Source organism: Actinomycetota bacterium (assembly GCA_005774595.1).
GTDB lineage: Bacteria > Actinomycetota > Coriobacteriia > Anaerosomatales > D1FN1-002 > D1FN1-002.
The window spans coordinates 1-8,361 of the sequence record VAUM01000062.1; the positions used below are offsets into that span (position 1 = coordinate 1).

Below are 8,361 nucleotides of genomic sequence, written 5' to 3' on the forward strand. Positions count from 1 at the left end.
CGAACGCGCTCGCGGCGGCAGCGGCCGTGCACGCCATGGGGCTGACCGCGGCGCAGATCGCGTCGGGCCTGAGGACGTTCGCGCCCATCGAGCACCGGCTCGAGCCGGTCGCGGTCGTCGACGGCGTCGAGTGGTTCAACGACTCCAAGGCGACGAATCCCGACGCGGTGATGAAGGCCGTCGCGGCGTTCGAGGGCACGCCGCTGGTGCTCCTGCTCGGCGGCCGGAACAAGGGCAACGACTTCCGCCCGCTCGCCGAGGTCGCGGCGCCGCGCTGCCGGCGCGTCGTCGCGTTCGGCGAGGCCGCGGACGAGGTTGCCGCGGCATTCGAGGGCCTGGGCGCCGACGTCGTCCGCGTGCAGGGGCTCGCCGAGGCGGTCGCGGCCGCGCGGGAGGCCGCGGTCGACGGGGACGCGGTCGTGCTGTCGCCGGCGTGCGCGTCGTTCGACGAGTTCACCAGCTACGAGCACCGGGGCGCGACGTTCAAGGCGCTCGTCGCGGCGCTGCAGGGGGGCGAGGCCTCGTGAGGGCCCAGGTCAAGCCGGCCGGAGGGATCCAGGCGCGCTACCTGCTGCTGCTGTCGACGTTCGCGCTCGTCGGCTTCGGGCTCGTGATGATCTACTCGGCGTCGTCCGTGGCCGACTACGTCAAGCACGCCGATACCGCCTACCACCTGAAGCGTCAGCTCATGTGGATCGTGGTCGGACTGGTGGCGATGTTCGCGGCGGACCTGTGGGGCTACCGTCTCGCGCGCAAGTTCGCGTGGCTGGCGTGGGGCGTCCCGCTCGCCGGGCTGCTGGCGGTGCCGTTCGTCGGCGAGACGATCGCCGGCTCGAAGCGCTGGATCCGCGTCGGCGGCATGCAGGTCCAGCCGTCCGAGTACGCGAAGTTCGGCTGCGTGCTGCTCGCGGCGTGGCTGGTCTCGCAGTACCGGTCCGGAAAGCTCACGGAGCGGGAGCACGCCATGGGTCAGGCGCTGTGCGCGCTCCCGGTGCTCGCGCTGGTGTTCTTCCAGCCGGACATGGGCACGACCATGTCCATCGCCTTCGCGTGGTTCATCGTGCTGGTCCTCGGCGGGCTCGAGAAAGGGACGCTCGTCGGACTCGGGGCCTTCGGCCTGATCGGCACGCTGCTCGGCGTGTTCAGCGAGCCGTACCGCGCCGCGCGCTTCTTCGCGTTCCTGGATCCATGGAAGGACCCGCGCGGCGACGGATACCAGATCATCCAGGGCCTGTTGGCATTCGGCTCGGGAGGCCCGGGCGGGGTGGGGCTCGGGATGTCGAGGCAGAAGTACCTGTACCTGCCTGCGGCCCACACGGACTTCATATTCGCGATCGTCGGCGAGGAACTCGGCCTGCTCGGCACGCTCGGGGTCGTCGCCGCGTTCGGGATCTTCGCGTACGCGGGCTTCCGCATCGCCACGCTCTGCAGGGACCCGTTCGGCCGCGTGCTGGCCGGGGGGCTGACCGCGATGATCGTCGTGCAGGCCGTCATGAACATGATGGCGGTGACGCAGATGATGCCGGTCACGGGCATCCCATTGCCGCTCGTGAGCTACGGCGGCTCATCGCTGTCGTTCACGCTCGCGTGCATCGGGGTCATCCTTGGCGTGTCCAGGGAAGGCTCGCGGCTCAGTCCCGTGCGCACGAAGCCTCGTCCCGGGCGGGAGGAGGTGCGCGATGAGGTTCCTGCTGTCGGGGGGCGGGACGGCCGGTCACGTGCATCCGGCGCTGACCGTCGCCGACGTGCTGCGAGCTAGCGGCCACGAGGTCGCGTTCGCCGGTACGGCCGAGGGCGCGGAGGCCCGCCTCTCGACCGAGGCGGGCCACGACTTCCACGTGCTGCCCGCGCGCGGATGGGACCGGTCGCGACCGTGGACGCTGGTGGCCGGGATCGCGGTCATGGCGTGGTCCGCACTGCGCGCGTGGGCGCTTCTCGCGCGCCTGCGGCCGGACTGCGTGCTCGGCTTCGGCGGGTACGTCTCCATCCCGGTGGGCATCGCGGCTTGGATGCGCGACGTCCCGCTCGTGCTGCAGGAGCAGAACGCGGTGCCCGGCCTCGCGAACCGCTTCCTGTCGCGCTGGGCGCGCGCGGTCGCGGTGGCGTATCGCGGGTCCGCCGCCCACCTGCGCCACCCCGAGCGTGCCACGCTCGCGGGCATGCCGGTGCGGCCGGCGGTGCTCGCGGGAGACGGCGAGGCCTGGCGCGTCCGCCACGGCATCCCGTCGCGTGACACGCTCCTGTTCGTCTTCGGCGGCAGCCGGGGCGCGCGGCACCTCAACGAGGCGACGGTGGCGCTGTTCGGGCGCCTGCTCGCACTGCCTGGCGTGAGCGTCGCCCACGTCGCGGGCCGCGTGGAGGCCGACGCCGTCAACGAGGCGGTCGCCGCACACCCGCACCGCGACGCGAGCCGCTACCATGTGCTCGACTACGAGGAGGACATGGGCTCCGCGCTCGCCGCGGCCGATCTGGTCGTGTGCCGGTCCGGGGCCAGTTCGGTGGCGGAGGTCATCGCCGTGGGCAGGGCCGCGGTCCTCGTCCCGTACCCGTACGCGACCGACGATCACCAGACGCTCAACGCCTCCGAGGTGGTCGAGGCCGGTGGGGCGGTCCTCGTGCGCGACGCGGACCTCGACGGCCCCGAGTACGCCGACGCGGTCCTCGGACTGCTCGCGGACCGCGAGCGCAGACAGCGGATGGCGGCCGCAGCGGCGAGGCTGGGCGTCCCGGACGCGGCGGCCCGTGTGGCCGCACTCGCGTGCCAAGCGGCGACAGGGAAGGTGCACGGCGAGTGAACAGCGGGGTCTACGCGCACTTCATCGGCGTCGGCGGCGCGGGCATGAGCGGTATCGCGAAGGTGCTGCACGACCGCGGCGTGGCGGTCACGGGCTCCGACATGAAGGAGTCGCGCTACTCATCCGCGCTGCGTGACGCGGGAATGACGGTCATCATCGGCCACGATGCGGCGAACCTCGGCGATCCTGAGGTCGTCGTCGTGTCCACCGCGATACCCGAGACGAATCCGGAGCTCGCGGCCGCGCGTGAGCGCGGGATCGACGTGTGGCCGCGGGCGCGCATGCTCGCGCACCTCGCGGGGGACCTGAGGACCGTAGCGGTCGCCGGGACGCACGGCAAGACGACGACCAGCTCGATGGTGGTCTCCGCGCTTGCCGCGGCCGGCGCCGAGCCGACGTTCCTGATCGGCGGCGAGCTGAACGAAATGGGCGCCAACGCGCGGTGCGGCTCGGGCGAGCACTACGTGGTGGAGGCGGACGAGTCGGACGGGTCGTTCCTGTTCCTCGCGCCCCACGTGGCCATCGTGACGAACGTCGAGGCCGACCACTTGGACCACTACGAGGGCGGGATCGAGGAGATCCAGGAGACGTTCGCGGCGTTCGCGGCGCGGTGCTCGCCCGACGGCGCGCTCGTGCTGTGCGCCGACGACGAGCGCTGCATGCGCTTGGCGCAGGAGTCCCCGTGCCGGGTCGTGACGTACGGGCGGTCCGACGCGGCGCAGGTGCGCTGCGACGGCATCGAGCGCGCCGGGTGCGGACACCGGTTCACCGTGGCGTTCCCGGACGGCACGGCCGTGGCCGTGGCGCTCACGGTCCCCGGCGAGCACAACGTGCTCAACGCGACCGGCGCGCTGGCGGCCGCTTGGGCGCTCGGGCTCGACCCGGCCGCCGCGGCAGTCGGACTCGGCGCGTTCTCGGGTGTCCGGAGGCGCTTCGAGCGGGTGGGCGAGGCGCGGGGCGTCGCGGTGGTCGACGACTACGCCCACCACCCGACCGAGGTCCGGGCGACGCTCGCGGGCGCGAAGGCGTGCGGCTACGGGCGCGTGTGGGTCGTGTTCCAGCCGCACCGCTTCAGCCGTACCGCGGCGCTCGGCGGCGACTTCGGCGCGGCGTTCGGCGACGCTGACAGGGTCGTGCTCATGGACGTCTACAGCGCTGGCGAGGCGCCGGTCCCCGGCGTCTCGGGCAAGACCGTCCTCGACGCGCTGCTGGAGCGCGATCCCCGTTCGCGGGCCGCGTACTTCCCGCACCGCTCGGACGTCGCCACCTACATAGCCTCGCGCGTGCGCGAGGGCGATCTCGTGATGACGATGGGCGCCGGCGACGTGACGGCGCTCGGCCCCGAGATCGTGCGCGCGCTGGCGGGGGAGCCCGGCGATGTCGGCTGACGCCGCATTCGCGGCGCTCGCCGGACGGACGACCGGCGCGCTGCGCCAGGACGAGGAGATGGTGCGGCACACGTCGTACAGGATCGGCGGCCCGGCGGACCTGTTCGCGGAGTGCGACACGATGTCGGACCTCACCACGGTGCTGGCCGCGCTCGCGGAACACGCGGTCGAGTGGACGGTCATCGGCAGGGGTACCAACCTGCTGGTGTCGGACGAGGGCTACCGCGGCGCGGTGGTCGTGCTCGGGCGTGAGTTCGGTCGCCGTGCGCGCGCGGGCAGCCTGCTGGAGGCCGGCGCGGGCTGTTCGCTCGGCGGCATCGTGCAGTGGGCCTCGGCAGAGGGCGTGGCCGGGTTCGAGTTCGCAGCGGGCGTCCCCGGGACGCTCGGGGGTGCGCTCGTGATGAACGCAGGCACGCGTGACGAATGGATCGGCTCGGTCGTCGAGTCGGTGACGGTACTCGTGCCCGGCCAAGGGCTGCGGCGGCTGCACGGCAACGAGGTCGCGTGGGGCTACCGGTCCACGGACCTGGCGTCGCACGGCGTGGTGGTCGAGGCGGAGCTGCGGGCCGTGCCCGGCGACCGCGACGCGATACGCGCCCGCATGGAGGAGTCGCTCGCGCGCCGCAAGGCGAGCCAGCCGCTCGGCAAGCCGAACGCCGGCAGCGTCTTCCGGAACCCCGAGGGCGACTCGGCCGGGCGGCTGATCGAGTCCGCGGGTCTGAAGGGCGTGCGGATCGGCGGCGCGCGCATCTCGCAGGTCCACGCGAACTTCATCGTCAACGAGGGCGGCGCGAGCGCTCGCGACGTGCTCGAACTGATGCACCTCGCACGCGACCGGGTGAGGGAGGACAGTGGCATCGAGCTCAGGCCGGAGGTCCGGTTCCTCGGGTCGTTCTCCCGGGCGTAGGACCGTCCACATCGATGCCCCCTCCACGATCGACGGGCGGGCGGCCGAAGCGCGGCGCGGTCCGGCGAAGGAGCCGCGGCGGGAGAGCGCGGCCGCGAAGGGGCGGCGTCTGGAACGCGAGCGCCGGGAGCGAAGGCGGACCGCGGCCGGGCGGCTCAAGGTCGGCGCCGTCGTCGCGGGCTGCGTGCTCGGGGCGTGGGCGTGCCTGGCCGTGTATGCGTCGGGCGCCGCGCCGATCACCGCGGTACGGGTCGAGGGCAACGTGCGCCTGACCGCCGAACGCGTCCTGCGTGTCGCGGCCGTCCCGGCCGACGCGACGCTGCTGCGGTTCCCGGCGGCCGAGGTCGAGAAGCGGCTCGAGGCCGACCCGTGGATACTCTCGGCGCAGGTGAGCCGCGTGTTGCCGGACGGGATGCGGATCCGAGTGACCGAACGCCAGCCGGCTGCGCTGGTGGACGACGGCAAGTCGACCTTCTGGCTCGTGGCCGCCGACGGGTATGTGATCGCACGGCGGACCGCGGAGGACACCGGCACGTTGCTGACGATCCGCGACGTGGAGCGTCTGGACGTCGCCACGGGGACGGTGACGGCCTCCGAGGCGCTGCTCAATGCGTTGAAGGTGGTGTCGGGCATGTCCGCGGACCTGCGCTCGCGCGTGCGGATGGTCTCGGCGCCCACCGTGGACAAGACCGCCGTGTACACTGTGGACGGCGTCGAGATCTTCTTCGGTGATGCGACGGACCTCGCCATGAAGGACGCGGCTGCTCTGAAGATCTTGAAGGAGCAGGCCGGCAAGGTGGTCTACATCAACGTGCGTTCAGTGGCCCGCCCGACATGGCGCGGCTTGGGTGACACGCCCTGACGACGAGTCCGGGATGGAGCGACGGATGCGTTCACGAGCATGGCGCGGTGCGGTCCTGGCGGCAGGTGTCGCACTGATGTGGTCGGTATCGGCGGGCGCCGCGCACGCGGTGACGCTGACGGCCCCGTCGGCGGCGCTCCAGAGCGTCGACGTGACGGTGACGCTCGGTTCGAACGAGCCGACGGGCACACTGTGGGTGCTCGTGGACGGGCAGTTGGTCGCATCGCGGCTCGCGACGCCCGGCACCGTCGCGTCGTTCGCGGACGTGGCGATGGGCGAGGGGACGAAGTCCGTCACCGCGGCGGTCAAGCACCGCGCGGGGGTCACGTATTCGACGCCGGTGACCGTGACGGTCTGGGGCATCCCGGGCAAGCCGTGGATGTTCACCCCCGCCAACGGCTACGGGTCGCGCAGCCAGATGATCGCGGCGCAGGCGGGCGCGTCCACGACACAGATCACCATGTATCTCAACGGCACGCGGGTCCGGACGCTCGACATGACCAACGGCCAGAAAGGCTGGTTCGGCGTACAGACGCTGTCGGCCGGCGCGAGCACCATCGTGCTGGAAGCCGCCAACCCGGTGACGAAGCGGTCGTACAGCTACACGGTCCGCCGTGTGGACTTCCCGTGGCCGACGTGCATCATCATCGACAAGTCCGAGTACCGGCTCTACTGGGTCAAGGACGGCGCGCTGGTGAAGGTCTACCCGATCGCGCACGGCAAGCCGGGCACTCCGACCCCGGTGCGGAACTGGAAGATCCTCGCGAAGTACGTGACCTCACCGGGCAGCGTGTACGGCCCGCGCAAGATGCGCCTGTTCAAGCAGACGTCGAGCGGCTACGTCTACACCGCGTACGGCATCCACGGGACGAACCAGCCGTGGGTCATCGGGACGATGGCGTCGCACGGCTGCATCCGGATGTACAACAAGGACGTGCTCGAGCTGTGGCCGCAGGTCCCGCTCGGCACGATGGTGCAGACCCGGCAGTAGCGCCGGCGCAGGGAGGCCGCGCGCCCCCCGGACCTCCCGCGCATCCCGTCCGCTTGCGCGCGGGCGGGTCGTATTGCGCGCCCATGCACGGTCGTGTAAGGTTTACCCCCAGATTGACCGTTGGTCGGCTCGAGTAACCCTAAAGGTAAGGTCGAGCCTATACTCCCGGACTCGTCAGGAGGGTCCCGATGCACGATGCGGATTCAGTCTACCTCGCCCTGATCAAGGTCGTGGGGATCGGCGGATGCGGCACCAACGCCGTCAACCACATGGTCGAGGTCGGCCTTCGCGGCGTCGAGTTCGTCGTGGTCAACACGGACAAGCAGTCGCTGCTGATGAGCGAGGCCGACACACAGGTCCACATCGGCCGCGATCTCACCCGCGGCCTGGGCGCCGGGTCGGACCCGGACGTGGGCCGCGAGGCCGCCGAGGAGAGCCGCGAGGAGATCAAGCAGGCGCTCGTCGGCGGCGACATGGTGTTCATCACGTGCGGCGAGGGCGGCGGCACGGGCACCGGCGCGGCACCCCTCGTGGCCGAGATCGCCAAGAAGGAGATCGGCGCGCTCACGGTCGCGGTCGTGACGCGGCCGTTCGGCTTCGAAGGCCGCAAGCGCGCGCAGATCGCCGAGGAGGGCATCCGCCGCCTGCGCGAACACGTGGACGCGCTCATCGTCGTGCCGAACGACCGCCTGCTCGCCGTCGCCAACAAGAACACGACCCACGAGGAAGCGTTCCAGATGGCCGACGACGTGCTGCGCCAGGGCATCCAGGGCATCACCGAACTCATCCAGATGCCGGGCAAGATCAACCTCGACTTCGCCGACGTGCGCACCATCCTGCGCGATGCCGGCAGCTGTGTGATGGGTATCGGCCTGGCGACCGGCGACGACCGTGCTGTCGACGCCACCCGCGCCGCGATCTCGAGCCCGCTGCTCGAGGCGACCATCAAGGGCGCGCGCGGCGTGCTGCTCGCCATCGCAGCCGGCTCGGACCTCACGATCACCGAGATCGCCGCAGCCGCCGACCTCGTCCGCGAGGCCGCCGCATCGCCCGACGAGAACGTGATCTTCGGCCTGACGATCGACGACTCCATGCCCGAGGGCCAAGTGCGCGTGACCGTCGTCGCCGCAGGCTTCCAGGGCGGCGAGCGCCGTCAGGACGCGCTGTTCGCAGCGGCGGCCGGCGAGACGGAGGCGGGCGCCCCCGTGCCCGTGTTCGAGGCGGTCACCGATGACGACTTCGAGGAGCCCCCGTTCCTGAAGGGGCACGTGTAGCACCGCACATTCGGCGTTCCACGATCGGGCTGCGACGACGGCGGGGACCTCGTCGCAGCCCGATCGGCGTTCTCGGAGAGTCGCCGCCCGCAACGTTCGAGGCCCCGTCCGGCTGTGTCTCCGGACGGGGCCTCGTCACGTCAC

8 protein-coding genes are annotated in these 8,361 nt (G+C 71.7%); all 8 read left to right on the forward strand.

Going from position 1 to position 8,361, the window contains the following annotated elements; all coding sequences use genetic code 11:
• The coding region (locus tag FDZ70_04070; GenBank protein TLM78511.1) for a UDP-N-acetylmuramoyl-L-alanine--D-glutamate ligase at window positions 1-527 on the forward strand (527 nt) is incomplete at its 5' end.
• Window positions 434-1,759: a putative lipid II flippase FtsW gene (gene ftsW / locus FDZ70_04075; GenBank protein TLM78512.1), complete on the forward strand. Its 1,326-nt coding sequence runs from the start codon at window positions 434-436 to the stop codon at window positions 1,757-1,759. The genes FDZ70_04070 and ftsW, both read left to right, overlap by 94 nt.
• On the forward strand, window positions 1,680-2,795 hold the full coding sequence (gene murG, locus FDZ70_04080; GenBank protein TLM78513.1) for an undecaprenyldiphospho-muramoylpentapeptide beta-N-acetylglucosaminyltransferase: 1,116 nt from the start codon (window positions 1,680-1,682) through the stop codon (window positions 2,793-2,795). Before ftsW ends, murG begins: the two co-directional genes overlap by 80 nt.
• A 44-nt stretch (window positions 2,796-2,839) precedes the next feature.
• Entirely contained in the window at window positions 2,840-4,183 is a 1,344-nt protein-coding gene (locus tag FDZ70_04085) for a UDP-N-acetylmuramate--L-alanine ligase (protein TLM78517.1), read from the forward strand.
• On the forward strand, window positions 4,173-5,090 hold the full coding sequence (gene murB / locus FDZ70_04090) for a UDP-N-acetylmuramate dehydrogenase (GenBank protein TLM78514.1): 918 nt from the start codon (window positions 4,173-4,175) through the stop codon (window positions 5,088-5,090). Before FDZ70_04085 ends, murB begins: the two co-directional genes overlap by 11 nt.
• Complete coding sequence (locus FDZ70_04095) at window positions 5,035-5,952, forward strand: FtsQ-type POTRA domain-containing protein (protein ID TLM78515.1); 918 nt, start codon at window positions 5,035-5,037, stop codon at window positions 5,950-5,952. Before murB ends, FDZ70_04095 begins: the two co-directional genes overlap by 56 nt.
• A 496-nt stretch (window positions 5,953-6,448) precedes the next feature.
• The gene (locus FDZ70_04100) at window positions 6,449-6,943 is read left to right on the forward strand and encodes a L,D-transpeptidase (GenBank protein TLM78518.1); all 495 of its coding nucleotides are present in this window, start codon (window positions 6,449-6,451) and stop codon (window positions 6,941-6,943) included.
• A gap of 188 nt (window positions 6,944-7,131) precedes the next feature.
• Window positions 7,132-8,217: a cell division protein FtsZ gene (gene ftsZ, locus FDZ70_04105; GenBank protein ID TLM78516.1), complete on the forward strand. Its 1,086-nt coding sequence runs from the start codon at window positions 7,132-7,134 to the stop codon at window positions 8,215-8,217.
• Window positions 8,218-8,361 lie beyond the last annotated feature (144 nt).

Excerpts from the sequence above, each read along its gene's own strand:
- ftsZ (TLM78516.1), top strand. The coding sequence starts at position 7,132 with ATGCACGATGCGGATTCAGTCTACCTCGCCCTGATCAAGGTCGTGGGG.
- FDZ70_04085 (TLM78517.1), top strand. The coding sequence starts at position 2,840 with ATGAGCGGTATCGCGAAGGTGCTGCACGACCGCGGCGTGGCGGTCACG.
- murG (TLM78513.1), top strand. The coding sequence starts at position 1,680 with ATGAGGTTCCTGCTGTCGGGGGGCGGGACGGCCGGTCACGTGCATCCG.
- murB (TLM78514.1), top strand. The coding sequence starts at position 4,173 with ATGTCGGCTGACGCCGCATTCGCGGCGCTCGCCGGACGGACGACCGGC.
- FDZ70_04100 (TLM78518.1), top strand. The coding sequence starts at position 6,449 with ATGACCAACGGCCAGAAAGGCTGGTTCGGCGTACAGACGCTGTCGGCC.